This window comes from Mycobacterium neumannii (assembly GCF_002245615.1).
In the GTDB taxonomy this organism is placed as follows: Bacteria; Actinomycetota; Actinomycetes; order Mycobacteriales; family Mycobacteriaceae; genus Mycobacterium; species Mycobacterium neumannii_A.
The window spans coordinates 69125-87831 of the sequence record NZ_NKCO01000009.1 but is presented as its reverse complement, the minus strand read 5'-3'; the positions used below and the strand labels follow the sequence as shown (position 1 = coordinate 87831).

Sequence of the window (18707 nt, the reverse complement as noted above, 5' to 3'; positions counted from 1 at the left end):
GTTAATGCTCCTGTCGCGTCCTTCTGTCATCCTCTCGATTGCGTGAATCCCGCCGTAACCCGCTCGAAGCTCATGACGCTGCGGACAAGCCTGATACCGAGCGACAATTGGGTTTCCTCACCTCGCCTCAACCTCCCAGAGCTGGGCCGATGGTCACGGATCGGCTCGCGGCCCGCACGGAACATTCCTAAGACCGAGCGTTCCAACCGACTTCGTGGAAGGACATCGGCACCTTGCTCGTTTCTAATATGCCTCGACACCCCTGAGCTCGGCGAACCTGCTTGTCCGAATCAGTTAAACGCAGAAAACATGACCTAGTCAACTATTAGTTCCCATGGCACGTCAGTTTCCAGGCATGACCTGGTCGAACAGCGTGACGCCCAGGTGACCGGCACACACACTGGGCAGCCGAGTATTGTCGAGAGCTTATGAAACGAGTAAGGTGACAGACGCACGGCGGAAACGTGAAGGCACGTGCTGCGTTCGCTGCAGAAGCCGTGGTCGATCTGACGAGATAAGGCCTGCGGTGTCTTGCGAACAGCGAAGGTCTTGTGATTGTCGTCGCGATCGGAGCGCTCGCAAGTAGATCGCGCCGCGGAACTTAGGCCTTGATGACAGTAACGCGCGTGAAACAGTCGAACCCATTGATCCAACAAGAGAAGGGAACTCCCACATGCGCGTTGGGATGCATCTGGGCTACCAGAACCTGAACGGTATTTCGGACGCTGAAAAGTTCATGCAAGAAACCAGACTTGCCGTCGAAGCCGAGGCAATGGGCTTTGACTATGTCGGGCCGGTCGAACATCACTTCACCGACTATGCGGCTTGCCCGGACCCCTTTCAGATGTTGGCCTACGTGGCCGCGAAGACCACGACTATCAAGCTGATCACGGCGGCTTCGATCCTGCCATGGAACAATCCCCTCCGAGTTGTCGAGCAAGCAATCGAACTCGACGTGCTGAGCGAGGGTCGGCTTATATTGGGGATGGGCCGCGGCGCAGCGCGTCGTGAATTCCGTTCCTTCAACGTCGAATTGCAAGATTCCAGAGAGATGTTCGACGAAGCGGCGCTAATCGTGATGGAGGGTATTGAAACGGGCATCGTCGAAGCCGATACCAAGTGGTACAAGATCCCTCGCACCGAAGTCAGGCCGCGGCCGTTCAAGTCGTTCAAGGACCGAACCGTCATGGTTTCGATGTCGCCGTCATCGGTCGAGGTTGCAGCGAACTACGGCCTTCAAACTCTGCGATTCTCACAGGGGGATTGGCGGAAGGCTATCCCAGAAATCGAGCACTACCGAAAGACTTTCGCGCAGCTGCACGGCACTACACCGCCGCCGTTCATAATCTCGGATTTCGTGCTGTGCTTCAACGACAAGCAGCGGGTCACGGACTACTGCGACAAGTATTTCAGCCGTATGTTCGAGACCGTGGCCAACCACTATGAATTTATGAGTCCCCACTTCAAGGATCTACCTTCGTATTCGACCTATGCCATGATGGGCGAGATGGCTGAAGCGGCGGGAGGACCTGATAAGGCCTATAGGGATTACGTCAGCGGCAACATGATCGGTACACCGGAGGAACTCGTCGACTATCACCTCAACCGCGCTTCGTTGGTCGGTGATTACGAAATCCTGGCGAATTTCAGCTATGGCGGATTGCCCTATGAGGCGGTTTATGAACAGGCCAAACTCTTTGCCGACAAAGTCCTGCCAAAGCTCAAGAGCTAGCTGTGCCCGGCAAGGACGTTTGCTCGGGTTGATTGTTAGTGGGGCCGGCCCGCGCCGTCAGTCCGATCCTGCGTCGACACTCGGCTGCCGTTTTTGCGCGATCGTGATCCACCGACCGGGTCAGCTGATCCGCACGTCGATGACCACCACGCGCTGCGCTACCAACACTCATGTCTGCGCGAGCTGAATCACATTCGAGAGCAGCAGCCGAGATGTTGCGTGGCTTATGCGGTATCGGGTTCCGACAGGGTATTTGCACATCGCGAGCACAACGGTCGGTCTTCTCGCGCACGATCCAGTTTGATCAAGGCCTCGGCCAAAAGCCTCTTCAGTCGCAGATTCTCGTCCTCCAGGGACGCGACTTCCCCAGTGGAGTGCGAGTTTGTCTGCGAAGATGTGATTAGGCCGTGAAGAAAAAGGCGTACGTTGTAGCGCGTGCGTTGATCAATCGCAGCCTTGTCGCTCTCCACGCCCCAGGCTGTCGAATTCGCTGGCCCGCCGACAACGAGGTAAAGAAAAGCTTCCGCCGCATCCTCCGCCTCCGGAAGGGTTGCGCCGTCAGGGGCTAGGTGGCGCCGGAAAAGGTCGGCGAGATACGCGATGGTCGGTTCCGTGCCCTTCTGTACATTGAAGGCGCCGATTTCGGGCATGTGGTGCGATTCGGCATTCGTAAGCTGGATCAGCCGGAGGCCTTCGGGGGTCAGGATGTTGTCGACAAGGATCTGGGCGATGGCAAGCAGGCTGTCTTCCAAACTGTCGCATTCGGCTTGCCTCAGTCGTTCTACCGGTACGATCCACTCTTCAATCGCCCGCTGTAACGCGGCTTTGAAAAGCGACTGTTTGTCACCGTAACGCGAGTAGACCGTCCGCTTCGCGATTCCGGCGCTAGCGGTGATTGCGTCGATGCTCGTCCGCTCGAAACCTTGTTCAAGAAAGAGGTCGAGCGCCTTGTCTAAGAACTCCTCGGTGCTCAGTGAAGGTCGCCTGGAGCGCCGCGACGTCCCCTTCGCCGGCTGAGTTTTGTCGGCTACTGTTCGTTCCCCGTTTTTCACATTCGTTCCATGGAGTTAGCGAGCCACGATCGCGGCCTTTCTGCGAGTTTGTCACCCGTGGTTGCGCAATTGTATGCACGTGGTCTTCCGGCACGTACACGAGGATCCTTCGCCGATGAAACGTACGAGGAAACTAGCGCCTTGATCAGGTCCGCCTCGCTGCGTGGATAGTCTCTTGCAACGCCCCGATGAAACGAATACGGTGACAGTGTTCATGGCGACTACGGTCGCGGTGCCATGATCGGATTCTCTCCGTAGTGGCGATCTGGCAGGAGGCTGACACGACACAAATCCTCAGTCAATCGGTAGCCGACCTCCAACGCATAGTCGGTTCGGCGGCCGGTTCGACAGATGAGGTCATCGACACGGAAGAGCGCTCACGAGGCGTCGACGTACGTGACGATCGACCTGGCGCATCCCTGTGCGCTGGAAGCGCCTTGACTGATCTGCAATTTGCATATCGGCACCCAGCGTCGCACCGCATTCCTGAGCCGTTTCGAGAATACGGCCCAGTTCCTAGCGGTCTCGCGGTCCTCTTGCCAGGGCACAACGGTACGGACCCGGCAGAGCTGAGGATACTTTCCGCCGATTAGATCTTCCCAGTGAGAAGGAAGTTCCTTTAACCGATGTCTAGTAACGCTGAAAGTGACGACCGCACAAGGATCGAACAGGGCTTGCGTAGTGAAATTGCTGCCGAATGTTATCCGGTGGGATCACCGCTGCCTCCTGAACTGACACTGTGCCAAAGGTATTCCGCGACTCGCTTCGCCATGCGCGCTGCGCTTCGCAGGCTGTGGGAAGACAAGCTCGTGCGGCCCGCTCCCGAGCGGGGAATGTGGACCGTTGTGCGCCAGCCGGATACACACTCTCCCGACACACGGACCATCGACGGCATCGATGCGCTATCTGGGGGTTATCGGCGAGAGCTTGATTCTGTCGAGCTCGTGATCATCGACGCCGAGCTTTCTGAATGGACCGGCCTGCGCACCGGACAGGAATGGTTGTGCGTACGGGCGTTCTACATGACACAAGGACAGGAGTCCCCTACTTCGCGGATGGAATCCTATGTAAATCGTTCTTTCGCCGCCATACGGTCACGGCTGGAATATGGCGCCAGCTCAATCTGCTCGTTGATCGAGGACTTCTATCAAGTGAGTATTTTCGAGATCCGAGAGGAGATCACAGCGATTTTGACCCCACCGGACCTAAGAGAGCAGGCGAAGAACGTGCCATCGGGAATGCCAGCGCTCAAGAAACACCGCACCTACCTGACGCCCGATGGAGAGATCGCACAAGTCACGATCGATACGTATCGTGCACCGAATTTCCGTCATTCGATGACGATCCGACGATGAATTGGTCATCGTTGCTACCGCCGGACCGACCGCCGGTTTTGCCGGACCGTTCAGATTTCGTGCGCGAGTGGAGTTGCGCGCGAATCATGGCCAGAGTGGCCCATTGACTGAAAAGCCGAGGGGGTTGCCCCAGGAATCCTGATAACTTACCTCTTCAACGGCTACGCGCTCCGCTCTACCCCAACGTCCGGTGGGCCAGCCGAACGCAACGCAGGCAGCCATCTGCCAACCTTCGTCTGCGGGCACACCTAGCACTTCGAAGACAGCATTAGAGCGCGCGGTCAGCATGCGGGTCAGCGTACTGCCGACTCCTTCGCCTCGGGCGGCCAATTGGGCACTCCAGAGTGCGGGCAACAGTGAATACAGATCGTCAGTTCCGAACGCGAACAGCAGTAGGTACTTGTCGAAATTCTCTGCAAGCCAATCGGAGGAGCGCATGATTCGCAAATGACGTTGGTTCGCTGGGTCTTTCGGATTCGCCTCGGCAGCCGCAGTACGGGCACCGTAGTGGGCGCGGCCGAAAGTATCCATACACTCGCGGTAGATTTCACCCAGCCGCGCTTTCTTGTTTGGGTCGTCGACAAGCATGAACCGCCACGTCTGGGTGTTGCCAGCAGTGGGGGCACGAACTGCGGCATCCAATATGCGGGCCTGTATTTCGACTGAGATCGGCTCGCCCGTGATACGACGCATGGCCCGAGTCGTATAGAGGGCTTCGCGGAGGTCCATATCAGCCTGAACAATCATATGACCCGAACGCGCGCTCGCGTGGACCCATGAAGCAAGGTATCCCCCCGTAGGAGAAGCGCGATGCATGAATAACCCAGATATCAACCATGTTTCGAGTTCTACCAGATATGCTATACGAACGTCCAATAATTCGAAGTGCATGAACGCAAGTTGGCCGGTGCGCCGGGACGGATCCTCGGTGTGGGCGAAGGAGCGGTGGGGTGAGTAGGTTCTTGTTGAACGGCCAAGTGGCTATCGTCACCGGAGGCGGCACGGGCATCGGGCGTGGAATTGCACTGGTTCTGGCCGAACATGGCGCAGATGTTGTCCTCGCGGGGCGTCGCCGTGAGCCGCTCGAGAGCACCGCGGGTGAAGTAGAGGCGTTGGGGCGTCGAGCGGTGGTCGTCCCGACCGACGTCACCGATGTCGCTGACTGTGAGAACTTGGTACGTCAGACCGTTGCCGTTTTTGGGCGGCTCGACATTCTTGTCAATAATGCCGGCGGGGCGGTGACTAAGCCGATCAGTGACTGGACGCCAGAGGAGTGGCACCAGGTGATCGATCTGAACATCGGAAGCGTGTGGTTTCTCTCGCGATTCGCGGCGAATCCGATGCGAACACAAGGAAGAGGCGCGATCGTCAACATATCGTCGGGTTCTTCGTTCTTCGCCTTCCCGATGGGGGCGCCATACGGTGCTTCCAAGGCTGCCGTCAACAACTTGACGATGTCTATGGCCGCGGCGTGGACGCCGTCGGGAATCCGCGTCAACGGGGTGGCGTGTGGTGCCGTCCGAACCGAGCTGTTGCTCGAGGATGCTAAGAAGCACGGGATCGAGGAAACCTCCTTGGCTGCCGGCAACGGCATGGTCCGACTCGGCGAACCCCACGAGATTGGCTACGCCGTTCTGTTTTTCGCCTCTGACGCCGCCAGCTATTGCTCGGGCCAAACCCTTTGGATAAACGGTGGCCCAAGGGGCTAGTGCCGTGATGCCAGTTCAAACGATAAGCAAAGGAGCTCCAAGTGACCTCTCCCGAATTGCGAGAGTTGCAGATGAATATGAATTACCTGATGGACCGCCAGGCGATTCTCGATTGCATCTGCTCCCATGCTAGGGGGCATGACCGCCACGACACACAGATCATCACAGATGCCTACCATGAAGACGGGTTTGACGAGCACGGCCATGTGATCAATCCCGGTCCGAATTACGCACTTTGGATCAATCCCGCGCACGCGGCTGGATCACAGAACCATTTGCACAACATCACGACGCATACTGTGGAGATTGACGGCAACACCGCGCACGCCGAGAGTTACGTGATGGTGACCTTGCTCAACCGCGACAACGCTACAGCGCGGCTTATCAATGGTCGTTATCTCGATCGGCTGGAGAAGCGAGATGGTGTATGGCGAATACTGGTGCGGCGCTGCAGCGTCGAGCTGATGATCACTGCGGATGCGTCTGCACTGACGGAACAGTCCTTCCTCGATCAGGGTTACTCCAAAGGCACCCGGGACACGCGTGATCTCTCTTACGTTCGCCCGCTGGAAATAGACACGCCCGCACCGCAGCTTTGGTGATCGGCGTGATGGATCGAACCTCGATTGCCCCGGCGGCTCGGCGACGCCTCCGGGCTACTGAAGCTCAATCAATCTCGGAGTTGATATCTCCCCGATCAGGTGGCTCGTCGTTGCGGCGCCTCATGATGGCCGAATGTCTGCGGAGATATTTTTGATAGATCGACGAGCCGATCGGCTGCTGCGTGACGAAGAGTGCTCACGAGGCCTATGAGATGGCGTATAACAGTTGACTCGGTGTGATCATTTAAGGTTAGCTGTTCCGATGATCGTAGTGGTGAGTAGCGGGCGTGGCGAACCAACTCCGTCGGCTGAGGTCGGAGTCGCTAATCATGTGACGATATTTGATGAGATGGCTGCTGCGCCGGACGGTTTCGACGTCTCGCGCCCTCGGCATAGTGGCGGCGAGTTGGACGCCGCGGGCGGCGGCTCTCGCCGATGAAAGCACCGGCAGAGCTATTGGATCTAACGGGCAAGGTCGCCGTTGTCACCGGTGGGAGTCGGGGAATCGGACGTGCCATATCGGAGGGATTCGCGCTATCGGGAGCCGATGTCGTTGTCGCAAGCCGCAAGTTGGACAGTTGCAAGGCAACGGCTGCCGAAATCGAGGCTGCCAGCGGCCGGCGTGTGATGCCGGTTGGCTGCCATGTGGGTAGGTGGGACGACTGCGAAGCATTGCTCGACGCAGTCTACGAGAAGTTCGGGCGCTGCGATGTGCTCGTGAACAACGCGGGAGTCTCACCCGTCTACGAGGACCTACCCTCAGTCACCCAGGAGCTCTATGACAAAGTTCACGCCGTCAATGCGCGTGGGCCTTTTCGGCTGTCCGCCCTTTTCGGTACGCGGATGGCTGAGGGCGGCGGTGGATCGATCATCAATGTAACCTCAGCGGGAACGCTACGCCCCGATCACACCGACCTACCCTACGCGATGGCCAAGGCGGGGCTGAACGCGCTTACGTTGGCGCTTGCCGGAGCTTGGGCGCCCAGCGTCCGGGCGAACCTGGTGATGCCGGGTGCTTTCGACACCGTGATGTCCCAGTCGTGGGGACCGGAGAACCAAGCCTTGGCGGCCGCGGCGAATCCGATGAAGCGCATCGGCGTGCCCGAGGACCTGGCCGGCCTCTGCGTGTTTCTGGCGAGCGAGGCGGCCAGCTACATCAACGGCGCCCAGATCTTGGTCGACGGCGGGCTCTTCCGCACACTCTGATGTGGCGTCCCATCACCAACCACGAAGGTGTATCACCACCAACCATCGATAGGAATTTCGAGTTCAGGATTCCCGGGGGCGCGACCTCGTGAGGACGGCTGGAGGTAGAGGTCCCTGGCCTATGCCGGGCCTGACGGCGATTCGGGACGCATGGTCTTGCGAGGACGGGAATCGGAAACCCGAATCCGCCGACAACTAGATCGAAAAGAATGGAAGTGCCTGTGGCTGAAGCTGTTATCGTATCCGCCCTCCGAACGCCGATCGGTACCGCATTCAAGGGTGCGCTACGGAGCACCACCATCTATCAATTGGCGCATCACGTCGTTGCCAATGCTGCGGCAGCGCTGGATTCCATCCAGATCGACGATGTAATCCTCGGCGAGGGCTTGCACGGCGGCGGTGTGGTGGCCCGTCACGCAGCCATTGAATCCGGCTTGACCTTGGTGCCTGGCTTAGCCGTCAACCGCCACTGCGCAGCGGGTCTCGCCGCGGTTCAGTCTGCGGTCGCAAGCGTGCGCGCCGGTATGGACCAGCTGATCTTGGCCGGTGGTGTCAACTCTGCGTCGACGGCACCTAGAACGATGATCCCCACAGCTGATGATTGGGTGGCCTGGTATCCACCCACCCATCCCAACCAACCCGATGCGCCGAACATGGACATGTCGATCACAGTCGGATGGAATGCGGCGGTCAGGGCGGGTGTGAGCCGTGAGGAAATGGATGCTTGGGCCCTGCGGTCGCACCGCAACGCTGTCGCAGCCATCGACGAGGGGCGGTTCGCAGCGGAGATCGTACCCATCGACACTCCGCACGGCTTGTTCTCGGTGGACGAACATCCGCGTCGCGATACGACCATGGAGAAACTGGCTGCGCTGAAGCCGCTGCACCCAGAGATCGACGGCTTCTCGATCACAGCCGGCAACGCGAGCGGGGGTAATGATGCCGGAGCAATTTTGGCCATCGCCGATGAGCAGCTTGGTCTGCCAGCATTGGCCACCGTGCGCGCATGGGCCTCGGTCGGCGTGGACCCCGCAGATACCGGGTTGGCACCCGTCTACGCCATCCCGAAAGCGCTGAGGCGCGCTGGTCTTTCCCTTTCAGATATCGATCTCTTTGAGATCAACGAAGCGTTCGCCTCGATGTGCGTGGCCACGATCAAGTTGCTCGATATTGATCCCGATCGCGTCAATGTCAGCGGCAGTGGCTGCTCGCTTGGCCATCCGGTGGCGGCCACGGGCGCGCGAATGCTTGTCACCTTGATTCATGATCTACGCCGTCGAGGCGGCGGCATCGGGGTCGCGGCCATGTGCGTCGGTGGGGGAATGGGTTCGGCCACGGTGATCGAAGTCTCGGCGAGTTGAGGTTTCGATACTGATATAAGTTATCCCTCGAGTGTCCCAGGACAAAAGCCTCGGCTTGCGCTTGTGTCACGTTCACCGGCTGCGAGATTCAGACTCACATCGTGGATGCTTCCCTGCAATTCTGCGCTGCAAGCGGTTCCGCCCGCTTGTTGCAGTCCAGGAATTTGAGTCGGCCAGCAGATCAACCGTTTATCAGCGCGCTCATATCGCCAATCCAACCCTGGTAATTCGTGGCCTTTGCCGTTAGCGAGTCGATGCCGATGGAGGAATCGAGGATGAGGAACTCCTCGGCTTCGATCGCTCCGACCAGTCGGTTGGCTACCTCTTCCGGGGTGGCGGCATTCTGCAGAATCGGGTGGTCGGCTGGTATCCCGTCGGCAAAGAGCATGGGGGTGAGCATAGGACCGGGACAGAAGCACGCGACTTTGATTCCTCTAGCTTTATAGGTCATCGCAAGCCACTCAGAGAAGGCGAGCGCCGCGTGCTTCGTGACGGCGTAGGCGGCCTTGTCGGGATGTGTTGCCAGCGCGACGACCGATGCCGTTTGGAGCAGGAAGCCCTCGCGGCGTTCGAGCATCGACGGTAACACTTGGCGGACCGCGTACACGTGTGACATCACATGAAGCCGCCAGCTGAGGTCCCACAGGTGGTCGTCGGAAATGTCGCCGGACAACGGCGGCCCAGCATAGCCGGCGTTGCTGAACCAGATATCGATCTCTCCGTATGTGTCGCGGGCCAGCTTAGCAACCGCGCAGACGGTGTCTTCTTCGGAGATGTCTCCGGCGAGGCCGACGCAGCCGATCGAATCAGCGACGCGGGTGACTGCGTCGCAATTGATATCGGTGACAACCACTTTCGCGCCTTCTGATACGAAACGCCGTGCGCACGCTTCACCGATGCCGCCCCCAGAGCCGGTGATGACGACGACCTTGTTACGCAGCTTCATCAGACAGTCCTCGGGGTCGCGACCGACGCGGAGTGCAAATGCTTTACCGACTGGGTGCTGCTGCTCCACTCACCGGGGCCCTCATGCACCGCAGTCACGGTTGCCCGTAGACACGACGCGATAACGTGATCGGTCATCTCATTCGGGCTCAAGACTGTATCGTTCATATGTCCTCCTAACATCAGCGAAGTCAACGCGTCTAGGCTGCAGTGCGCTTGATTAGCCCATCAGGTCGAGCATCAGTCGTTCGCCGAACTCCGATTCCTCGTCGTACCAAGCTGCGGTGGCCTTCAGTGAATCTGACCAAGCCTGCGTGGCACCCGCGGCGTCGTGCCTTTTGGCGGCCGATACGAACTTTGAAAAATGGTCGCGCGCTTTGGCATTCGTTTTGCTCACCCACGGCAGTCCTTTGGCATCCGCGACAATGGCTGGTTCAACCCCGACGCGAACCCATTGAAGTATCTCGGCGATCACTGTGAGGGCAGGGTTCCTGACCGCGGAATACGCTAAATTCTCTGCCTTCCACCACGTCGTGATGAACTGCGCTGTGTCCTCGGTGGAGGCGGCCAGGTTGGCTTCTGTGTTGGTGAGTGCGGCAAGCTGTCTTGAGTTGATCCGGGATGCGCTCAGGCCCATGATGCTCGGGTTGATCAGCCGCAGAGCCCGGTAGAAGTCGGCGAACGTCGTTCCGCGCGCCTCCAGGATGATGCCAGCCAGCTGGGCCGCCACACGTGTGGAAGGAGTGTGGATGGTGGCTCCGCCTCGATCCCCTGTACGAAGGTCGAGCAGGAACTCCATCTCCAGAATGCGCAGTGCCTCGCGCAGCGTCGGCCTGGAGATGCTGAACTCGTCGGCGAGATCAGTCATCGGAGGTAGCCGGTCGCCCTCGGTGAGTTGCCCCTCGGCCATTCGGGCGCGAATCTCCGCAGCGACGATCAATGATCGGCGCGGCGTCGCTTCTCCACCGGCCTGAGTGGCCTGGGCGCGCCAAAGAGGTGCGATGTCGATGGGTTGGCGGCTGAGGTTGCGGCTCACAATTGTGCGGCTTGTGGTGTAGAGATAGTCGGTCCAAGTCTTGCGCGCCAGCGCTCCGTCCCGGCGGCGGGCGGCGTTGAGAAAAGCACTATGGCCTACGACCACGCGTCGGGCTATTCGCTCCGCCGCCGCAGCATCATCACTGCCGATCGCCGAGTACACCTGGCCGGCGTAGATGTCGCGGAATACGCCAGCAATGATTGCGAGAGTCTGGTTCCCAGAAAATTCGGTCATTGCTTGGTCGAACTTTGACATCGCAGTGACGAAGGCAAGCGGATCGCCTTCGGCGGCGCGTTCAGCGTCGTGCAGGTCTACGAGGATATCCAGATCTTTGTAGCCGGCGCGGATCGCAACCTGCTCGGCGGCGGGAGGTTCGACCACTGATCGAGCTTCCTCGAGATGTGCAAGCGTGGTCTTGCGCAATTGCAGCAGCAGGGCCACATATCGGCGCACCGCCTCCAAACCGGGGCGACGAACGACCGCGCCGCCCCCGCGGCCGCGTCTGATCTCGACGAACTGTTGCGACTCGAGGATGCGCAGAGCCTCGCGTAGCGTCTCTCGGGAAACCTGTAAGCTCTCGGTAAGTTCGGCTTCAGAGGGTAGCCGCTGGTCTGCGGCTAGTTGGCCGTTGAGGATTTGACGGCGAAGGTCCGATGCCAGCAGGTGCGAGACTTTCTGGGTGTTTCGGCGGGGCATCGCACGCCAGATCACCTCCGCGTTGCCGTTTCGCACAGGGGGGGCGCCGCGTTTCTCGGTCGTGTCGGATTTCTTGCTCATACCGCAGTCAACACCATCGCACCGCACTGCGGATACACACCGCTCGTCACGACAGCGACCTGTGCATCGGAAACCTGTCGCGTTTGGCACTGTCCCCGTAGTTGGAGAACCGCTTCGTTGAGGAAACCGATGCCGTGCAACCGACCCTCGGAGAGTTGTCCGCCTGCAGTGTTGAGCGGGAAGTCGCCTCCCGGGCCAAGGCGACTTCCGTCGCCCACCCAGTCGCCGAACTCGCCCAATCCACATGCGCCAAGGGCCTCGATCCAGGCGACGGTCACAGGCGTGAAGCCATCGTAAATTTGAGCGACATCGACGTCTGCGACGGTGACGGAAGACCGCTGCCACAAGCGCTTCGCACAGTCGATCGATCCGCCGTAGAGGAAATCGGTGTGGAACAACCAATCCGCGCCTCGACCGGTGCCATAACTCATAGCGTCGACGAGCACTGGGCGTTGACGCAGGTCCGCAGCCCGCTCGGCGGTCGTGATCACAGTGGCCACTGCCCCGTTGACCGGATAATCGCAATCGAACACGCGTAGCGGATTAGCGACCATACGCGAGGACAGGTAGTCGTCCATCGTCATTTCTTCGCGCATCACTGCGCGCGGGTTGAGCGCCGACCACCGCCGCGCATTGACGGCAATATGCCCGAAATCTTCTTCGGGACGGCCATATTCGGCCATCCAGCGCTGCTTCTTCAGGCCGAGGAGAACTAGAATGCCACCCAGGTAGCCGTACGGTGTGAGGAACTGATCACGTCCCGACACCGCCTCCGGGCCGCTTGCCACGCCCCCTTGGTGGCCCGCTGCTCGGGTGAGACATCGGAATACGAGCGCGGTCTCGCAGGCGCCCGATGCCACTGCCATCACGCCGGCCAGTGCGCCGGCCACACCAGAGGGACCGGTGGGGAAGATGTCGGCGAAGGCAGCAAGGTCGGATACGCCGAGCAGACGTGCCATGTCCTGTGCGCCCGGGGATTCGGGACCGAACTTGTACTCGAAGATGCCGTCCACGGCAGCGCTCGGCAGACCAGCATCAGACAGCGCATCCTTCGCAGCAGTTAAGGCCAGCGCGTTGGGATTGGGTTCACCGGTACGGCTAAGCGGCGAATAACCGACGCCGACGATCGCGACCTCCCGTGCCAGGGTGCTCACGATGCGGCACCCGCTAGGCGAAACTGCGGCAAGGTGAGCGCTCCTCGGCGTTCGAATACGACTTCGACCGGCAACCCACATGACAACGCCGCTCCGGCTGGCACATCGACCAGGTTGGCCAAGATCCGAAGGCCGGGCTGGTCTTCCAGTTCGACCAGCACCACCACATAGGGAAGTGCATCGACGAAGCCCGCGTGTAGTGGGCGGTCTACCACAGAGTAGGAGTAAATCGCGCCTCGGCCGGTAACCTCGGCGATCTCGAGCTCTTCTGCCTGGCAGTGCACGCAGCAGATCTCCGGGGGGTATTGCATCTTGCTGCACGCACGGCAGCGCTGTAATTTCATGCGCCCGCCGGCGGCCGCATCCCAGTAGAAGCGGGTGACATCGTCGGGCGCCGGCACCGGGCGCGCGTCAGCGGCCGTCAGCATTTCCGTCTGTGTCACAGCACCTCTTCAAGGGTCGGGATATTGCCTACCGAGTTAACCGTACGTAGAAGACCTAGTCAACTGTATTCGGTATCGGCGCAAGCGTATTCCGCCAGAGCTCGGCGAGGGGGTGTGGTGTCACTCCGTGCGCGAGGCCGAACCGAAATGCGGTCTGGGGGGCCCAGCTTTGGTGAAGGTCAATACAGTGTCGACTGCCGTTGACGGTCGAGGTGTCTAGGACCGGGGCTTCGGCGGATAGCTCCACATCGCAACTACTTTGACGGTGTCACCGAGCGATGGTCGGGGGTTGCACAATATCTGGTGGAAGCCAGAATCATCCCTAACCGGACCCTCTTCCGGTTATCGAGGTTGTCCTTGTTTGGGGAGGGGCGATCCTCGAGCAACTGCGTCTCTGCCGGCGTGGATGGGTCCGAACAAGCGTTCTGCAGGAAGCGGGGACACGAGCCGAAACGATCCTCACCCGATTTTCGTCAAGTATAGGGAACTGAGTCAACTATTTAGTATGCTGCGGTGCGTGCATACGCCGAATCTCTTCGAAATGAAGTACATCGTCGGTATGGACGCCGGGGGCCGCGGGGCCGATGCGGCCTGTCGATGAGACGCGCCGTCCGTCCACTAGCCGGTCTGGCCACGATCATGGTCGCGGCGGTAGCGGTGTTGATGGTGGGCGGGATATCCCAAGGTAGCTTCACCAGCACCGCGCCTTTGACGGTGCAGTCGCAGCGAGCCGGGCTGGTGATGGATCCTGGTGCGAAAGTAAAGCTACTGGGAGTGCAGGTGGGGCGGGTGGCTTCCATCGATACGAGCGGTGACGGATCGGCCATCCTCCATCTCGAAATAGACCCCGCCCAGCTCACAGAGATTCCCGCCAATGTCCGCGTCGACATCGCCTCCGCGACTGTCTTCGGAGCGAAGTCTGTGGACCTGGTACCACCCGGACAACCGTCGATCGAGACTCTGAGGCCGGGGCAGGTCCTAACTGCGGATCGCGTGACCGTCGAATTCAATACGTTGTTCGAGCAGCTGCGATCCGTACTCGCAAAGATTCAGCCTGAAAAGCTCAATGCCACGCTGGGCGCAATTTCGACCGCCTTCAATGGTCGCGGCGATGAACTAGGCAAGGCACTCACGAACTTTGATAGCTTTTTGGCTGCGCTCGAGCCAAGCATGCATAATCTCAATGACGACTTCGCTAGCGCTTCCATTGCGATCAATACGTATGCCGATGTTTCCACCGACCTTGTCAAGACGGTCGACAACGCAACGGCTATCAGCAAGACGATCGTCGAGGAGCAGGCTGACCTCGATGCGGCGCTGCTCAGTGTTACGGGTTTTGCCGAAATCGGCAATGAAGTCATCGGAAGCAATCGGCAGGGGCTAACAGATGTGCTTCACCTGCTGGTGCCGACAACTGACCTGACAAACCGATATAACGCAGCCCTGACATGTGGATTAGATGCGCTAGAACACGTTGCGGCACTGCCACCTTCACCGGAACCGGGCGTGATGATCACCACAGGCTTCATGCTGGGCCTAGAACGATACCGCTACCCCGCTGATCTTCCGAAGGTCGCTGCTACGGGCGGTCCTCAGTGCGCAAATCTACCCGTCGTGCCTATGGGGGTCCGCCCACCGTTTGTGGTGACCGACTCCGGGGTGAACCCGGCCCAGTACGGGAACCAAGGCATCCTATTGAATTCGGACGGCCTGAAGCAGTGGTTGTTCGGTCCACTCCATGGTCCGCCGCGAAACACGGCCCAGACGGGAGAGCCGGGATGAGATCGCGATCATGGATCGGCCTGAAATTCGGCGTATTTGCCGCGGTGATGGTATTGCTGACCGCAATGCTGTTCGCCATCTTCGCGCAGTACAGAACGGGCCCCACCAACGGCTACTCCGCGATTTTCGCCGATGTATCGGGCTTAAAGGCTGGCGATTCGGTCCGTGCCGCCGGGCTCCGCGTCGGTACAGTGACAGGTCTGACCATGCGTCCCGATAGCACTGTCGTTGTCAGGTTCGATGCTGACCGTCACGTACTTCTTAGCAAGAGCAGCAAGGCTGCGGTTCGATACCTGAACCTCGTAGGGGACCGCTTTCTCGAATTACTAGACGCCCCAGGCGCCGTAGAGTTCATGGCCGCCGGTTCGCAGATTCCTGTCGATCGCACATTACCGGCGCTGGACCTCGATCAGCTTTTGAGTGGTCTGCGACCGGTCATCTCTGGCCTCAATCCGCACGACGTCAACGCCTTGACAGCGTCCTTGCTCCAGATCTTTCAGGGCCAAGGCGGCACGGTGAGTTCTGTGCTCTCTGCGACTGCTTCGTTCTCGAACGATCTGGCGAACAACAATCAGACGGTGCAGGACCTCATTGACAATCTCAATAAGGTAATGGCGGCGCTGGCCAAAGATGGGAACAAATTCAGCGAAACAATCAATAGGTTCGAGCAACTCGTTCATGGGCTGGCTGACGACAGAGATCCCATCGGTGCTGCGATCGACTCATTGAGTACTGGGACAGCTTCTGTCGCTAGCCTTCTCGACGATTCTCGAGCCCCGTTGGCGGCCACAGTCGACGAACTTGGCAGACTCGCCCCGCTCCTGGATAAGGATAAAGACCTCCTCGATTCCGCACTCGTGAAGGCACCCCACAATTACCGAAAGCTGGTGCGGCTAGGGGCGTACGGAAGCTGGCTGAACTACTACATCTGCGAACTCTCGCTGCGCCTTAGTGATCTGCAAGGTCGTACCGTGGTCATCCCGTGGATCAAGCAACAAGATGGGCGGTGCGCCGAACCCTAATGCTCAAGTATCGCGGATTCGGCCACTTACGGTCGGGAATCATTGGCATCGTATTGATCGCACTCGTCGTCGCCATCGGCCTACAACCTCAGAGGCTATGGCTATGGGCGACCGCAATTCGGTATCAAGCGTTGTTCGTCGAGGCCGGCGGGTTGCTGCCCGGCAACGAGGTCAGAATGTCCGGAATGAAAGTCGGTGCGGTATCTGATATCTCGCTAAGACACGGACAGGTGCTGGTCACCTTCCTCGTTGACGGTAAGGCGCGACTTGGCTCGGAGAGTACCGCCCACATCCGAACCGGAACCCTCTTGGGCCAGCGTGTGGTGACCCTGGAGTCGGCTGGCAGCGGGGCACTGCGGCCATTCGACATCATCCCGGCTTCACGCACCTCGGCGCCCTACTCGTTGACCGATGCGGTAGGCGATTTCACCACCAACACCGCTGGAACCGACACACAGACAATCAACAAGGCGCTGGACACCCTGTCGGAAACCATCGATAGAATCGCACCACAACTGGGCCCGACATTCGAGGGCCTAACCCGGCTATCACGGTCGCTCAATAGTCGTAACGCAACTCTTCAGGAGTTGTTCAAGAGCACTTCACAGGTCACCGGGGTGCTGGCCGATCGCAGTCAGCAGCTAAACAGCATCATCCTCAACGCAAATGATCTGGTGGCGGTACTGAACGATCGACGCGAGGCAATAGTCGGGCTGCTAACCGGCATTTCGGCGGTGAGCCGTCAACTGTCCGGCTTAGTTTCCGACAACGAAAATGACCTCGCCCCGGCACTTGAGAGGCTCAATTCGGTGACCGCGATGCTGGAGAAGAACCGCGACAACATCGCCAAGGCGCTCCCGGGATTAGCGAAATTCCAAGTCACACAGGGGGAGACCGTCGCCAACGGGTTCTACTACAACGCATATATACCCAATATGGTGCCAGCTCAATTCCTGCAACCATTCTTCGACTATGCGTTTGGGCTTCGCCGGGGCGTCAATGCCGGTCAACCACCCGACAACGCTGGACCGCGTGCTGAACTGCCCTGGCCGCGTAATGGAATTCCTGGAGGATCGCGGTGAATATTCGTCGACGACGTTCAGCCGTGTATCTGCTCGCCGCGGGGTTGGCTGTGCTGCTGGCTGCCGGATCAACTTTGATTGTCCGTCAGACGTTCTTTGCGCCGAAGCTGATCACTGCCTACTTCACGAGCGCTACAGGTATCTACCCGGGGGACGATGTCCGAGTACTGGGTGTCAAGGTAGGGCGAATCGCAGCCATTGAACCTGCCGGCGCACAAGTGATGATGAGGCTTCATGTTGACGGTGATATTCCGATTCCTGCTGATGCCAAAGCGGTGATCGTTGCTCAGAACTTGATCTCGGCACGCTATGTGCAGCTAGCGCCCGCCTACAGCTCAAGTGGGCCGGCTCTGGGCGATGGCGCTGTGATTCCCGCTGAGAGAACCGCATCACCCGTCGAGTGGGACGAAGTGAAGACTCAATTGACAAAGTTGGCAACCGATCTCGGTCCTGCAATCGGCACATCTGATACGTCCGTCTCCAGATTCATCGACAGCGCCGCCAGCGCGATGCACGGCAATGGTGAGAAGTTGCGGAATATGCTCGCCGAACTCTCCGGAGTCGGCCGCATTCTGGCAAACGGTAGCGGGAACGTCGTCGAGATCATCAAGAACCTACAGATTTTCGTCACCACGCTACGCGACAGCAGCGAGCAAATTGTCCAGTTTCAAAACCGCTTCGCCACGCTAGCTAGCGTCCTCAACGACGACCGTTCAGGCCTGGATGCGGCCCTGGCGGATTTGTCCATAGCGGTGAGTGACATACAGCGCTTCGTCGCCGGCAGCCGGGACCAGACCGTCGAGCAAGTCCAGCGGTTGGCCAACGTCACCCAAACCCTAGTCGACCATCAGGCGGATCTTGAAAATGTCCTCCACGTAACGCCCAACGCAATCGCAAACGCCTACAACATCTACAACCCGGAGACCGGGACCCAGGTCGGCTCGTTCGTCATGAACAACTTCAGTGATCCGAGGGGCTTCATCTGCGGCGCGATCGGGGCGGTCGCTAACGTAACCGCTCCGGTAACCAGCAAGCTATGCAATCAGTATCTCGGCCCCGCGCTGCGATTGCCGAACTTCAACTATCTGCCAATCCCCTTCAACCCGTACCTGACGAAATCCCCAGACAACGTGATCTACAGTGATCCGAAACTCGCGCCGGGGGGCGTTGGCCCTCTGCCAGGACCAGCGGAGCAACCACCATCCGTCTCTGCCTACACGGGCTTTGCGGAAAACCCGTTCCCAGCGCCTGGAGTCGACCCTTCTCCCGCGCCGAGACCGAGCCCCCCGGACCACTTGGCAGCGATCCCATCCCCGGCGTTGTTCCCAGGTGCCCCGATTCCGGCACCGCCACGAATCGCCTCGACGCCGCAGACGGGATCGCCCACGCTTCCACAGTTGCTCCTTCCCGCCGAAGGGACATCGCCATGATCACCTCGCGCATGCGCCA

Annotated in this window: 16 protein-coding genes; 10 read left to right on the top strand and 6 right to left on the bottom strand. The window is 59.5% G+C overall.

What is annotated here, in order from left to right; translation table 11 throughout:
• Positions 1–673: 673 nt before the first annotated feature.
• Positions 674–1732, top strand: coding sequence for an LLM class flavin-dependent oxidoreductase (locus CEX88_RS12875; protein WP_094293764.1), 1059 nt, complete (start codon positions 674–676; stop codon positions 1730–1732).
• A 224-nt stretch (positions 1733–1956) separates the two neighbouring features.
• Here CEX88_RS12875 and CEX88_RS12870 read toward each other — a convergent pair whose 3' ends face one another.
• A complete protein-coding gene (locus CEX88_RS12870) occupies positions 1957–2784 on the bottom strand; it encodes a TetR/AcrR family transcriptional regulator (protein ID WP_094293763.1) in 828 nt (275 codons plus the stop codon).
• A 626-nt stretch (positions 2785–3410) separates the two neighbouring features.
• On the opposite strand from CEX88_RS12870, the gene CEX88_RS12865 reads away from it, so the two are divergent.
• Entirely contained in the window at positions 3411–4139 is a 729-nt protein-coding gene (locus tag CEX88_RS12865) for a GntR family transcriptional regulator (protein ID WP_094293762.1), read from the top strand.
• Between the two features lie 84 nt (positions 4140–4223).
• Here CEX88_RS12865 and CEX88_RS12860 read toward each other — a convergent pair whose 3' ends face one another.
• Entirely contained in the window at positions 4224–5030 is an 807-nt protein-coding gene (locus tag CEX88_RS12860; RefSeq protein ID WP_202931476.1) for a nitroreductase family protein, read from the bottom strand.
• Positions 5031–5089: 59 nt separating this feature from the next.
• Between CEX88_RS12860 and CEX88_RS12855 the strand changes: the two genes are divergently transcribed.
• The 4 genes from CEX88_RS12855 (at position 5090) to CEX88_RS12840 (ending at position 9017) form a co-directional block, all read left to right on the top strand.
• The gene (locus CEX88_RS12855; protein WP_094293761.1) at positions 5090–5848 is read left to right on the top strand and encodes an SDR family NAD(P)-dependent oxidoreductase; all 759 of its coding nucleotides are present in this window, start codon (positions 5090–5092) and stop codon (positions 5846–5848) included.
• Positions 5849–5889: 41 nt separating this feature from the next.
• A complete protein-coding gene (locus CEX88_RS12850; protein WP_238382057.1) occupies positions 5890–6450 on the top strand; it encodes a nuclear transport factor 2 family protein in 561 nt (186 codons plus the stop codon).
• 435 nt (positions 6451–6885) lie between these two features.
• On the top strand, positions 6886–7656 hold the full coding sequence (locus CEX88_RS12845) for an SDR family NAD(P)-dependent oxidoreductase (protein ID WP_094293760.1): 771 nt from the start codon (positions 6886–6888) through the stop codon (positions 7654–7656).
• A gap of 221 nt (positions 7657–7877) precedes the next feature.
• Positions 7878–9017: a thiolase family protein gene (locus tag CEX88_RS12840; protein ID WP_094293836.1), complete on the top strand. Its 1140-nt coding sequence runs from the start codon at positions 7878–7880 to the stop codon at positions 9015–9017.
• Between the two features lie 181 nt (positions 9018–9198).
• Here CEX88_RS12840 and CEX88_RS12835 read toward each other — a convergent pair whose 3' ends face one another.
• From CEX88_RS12835 to CEX88_RS12820, 4 genes are all read right to left on the bottom strand, one after another.
• A complete protein-coding gene (locus CEX88_RS12835; RefSeq protein WP_094293759.1) occupies positions 9199–9963 on the bottom strand; it encodes an SDR family NAD(P)-dependent oxidoreductase in 765 nt (254 codons plus the stop codon).
• A 219-nt stretch (positions 9964–10182) separates the two neighbouring features.
• Entirely contained in the window at positions 10183–11775 is a 1593-nt protein-coding gene (locus CEX88_RS12830) for a FadR/GntR family transcriptional regulator (protein WP_094293758.1), read from the bottom strand.
• Entirely contained in the window at positions 11772–12929 is a 1158-nt protein-coding gene (locus CEX88_RS12825; protein WP_094293757.1) for a thiolase C-terminal domain-containing protein, read from the bottom strand. Before CEX88_RS12825 ends, CEX88_RS12830 begins: the two co-directional genes overlap by 4 nt.
• Positions 12926–13357 carry a Zn-ribbon domain-containing OB-fold protein gene (locus CEX88_RS12820; RefSeq protein ID WP_094293756.1) on the bottom strand — a complete coding sequence of 144 codons (432 nt, stop codon included), beginning with the start codon at positions 13355–13357 and terminating at the stop codon, positions 12926–12928. The genes CEX88_RS12825 and CEX88_RS12820 overlap by 4 nt, the downstream gene beginning before the upstream one ends.
• 612 nt (positions 13358–13969) lie before the next feature.
• Between CEX88_RS12820 and CEX88_RS12815 the strand changes: the two genes are divergently transcribed.
• From CEX88_RS12815 to CEX88_RS12800, 4 genes are read left to right on the top strand one after another with little or no spacing between them, the layout of a single operon-like run.
• A complete protein-coding gene (locus CEX88_RS12815) occupies positions 13970–15154 on the top strand; it encodes an MCE family protein (protein WP_094293755.1) in 1185 nt (394 codons plus the stop codon).
• Positions 15151–16176, top strand: a complete 1026-nt coding sequence (locus CEX88_RS12810) for an MCE family protein (RefSeq protein WP_094293754.1) — start codon at positions 15151–15153, stop codon at positions 16174–16176. The genes CEX88_RS12815 and CEX88_RS12810 overlap by 4 nt, the downstream gene beginning before the upstream one ends.
• On the top strand, positions 16176–17258 hold the full coding sequence (locus CEX88_RS12805; RefSeq protein ID WP_094293753.1) for an MCE family protein: 1083 nt from the start codon (positions 16176–16178) through the stop codon (positions 17256–17258). The genes CEX88_RS12810 and CEX88_RS12805 overlap by 1 nt, the downstream gene beginning before the upstream one ends.
• On the top strand, positions 17255–18688 hold the full coding sequence (locus CEX88_RS12800) for an MCE family protein (RefSeq protein ID WP_094293752.1): 1434 nt from the start codon (positions 17255–17257) through the stop codon (positions 18686–18688). Before CEX88_RS12805 ends, CEX88_RS12800 begins: the two co-directional genes overlap by 4 nt.
• Positions 18689–18707: the final 19 nt, after the last annotated feature.